The 806-nt window shown below is 64.8% G+C and carries 1 protein-coding gene; it reads left to right on the forward strand.

The genetic code is table 11. From position 1 onward, the window contains the following. Positions 1 to 327: 327 nt before the first annotated feature. Positions 328 to 806, forward strand: a 479-nt coding sequence (locus A5622_RS12520; protein WP_197508003.1) for a glycosyltransferase, incomplete at its 3' end; no start/stop codon positions are given.

Genomic DNA, 806 nt, shown 5'->3' on the forward strand with positions numbered 1-806 from the left:
CGCGGTCATGACTGTTCGATTCCCTGGCGCATCGTCGGATTGCAAGCGGCGGCCCACGCCCTCGGCCCAGACGACCGCAGCATAACCGGACACCCAGTGCTAGTTCAGCGAGTTGCGCTGACTCACGGAACCCGTTGGCAATGTGGGCGGCGGACGCCGAAACCTGCCGTCGCCGCGGAGCCATGTCTAGGCTCTGGCTCTACCGGAGATGTGGGCACCGGGGCTGTGGCCGGCCGTGGGTACGTCGACCCGCGTCGTCGGCATTTGGCTCGGTTCGGGAACGATACGTCGCCGGGCGGCGCGACAACCGAAAGTTTGAGATCCGCAATGAGATTTGTGTTGGCGAGCTACGGGACTCGAGGCGATATCGAGCCGTCGGTTGTAGTCGGCCGTGAGCTGCAGCGCCGAGGGCACGACGTGTGCATCGCGGTCCCGCCCGACCTGGTTGACTTCGCGGAATCGGCCGGGCTTACCGCGGTGCCCTACGGAGCGGAGACACGGGTATGGCTGGACGTGTTCCGCAACTTTTTTACCTCCGTGTTCAGCACGTTCTGGAGAATGCGTGACCTATCGGAGTGGGGACGCGAGCTGTGGAAAGTCAGCACTGGGGCCTGGGTGCAGATGAACGAGACACTGACGTCACTGGCGGACGGAGCCGACCTGGTGCTCGCCGGTCAGACTTACCAGGAGATCGCGGCCAATGTCGCTGAACACCACGGGCTTCCGTTGGCCACGCTGCACCATGCCCCGGTGCGCCCCAACGGCCAATCGTTGCCGATCTTGCCCGCGTCGGCCTCTCGCTTGGT

The organism is Mycobacterium sp. 1245801.1 (assembly GCF_001673055.1).
GTDB classification, from domain to species: domain Bacteria; phylum Actinomycetota; class Actinomycetes; order Mycobacteriales; family Mycobacteriaceae; genus Mycobacterium; species Mycobacterium europaeum_A.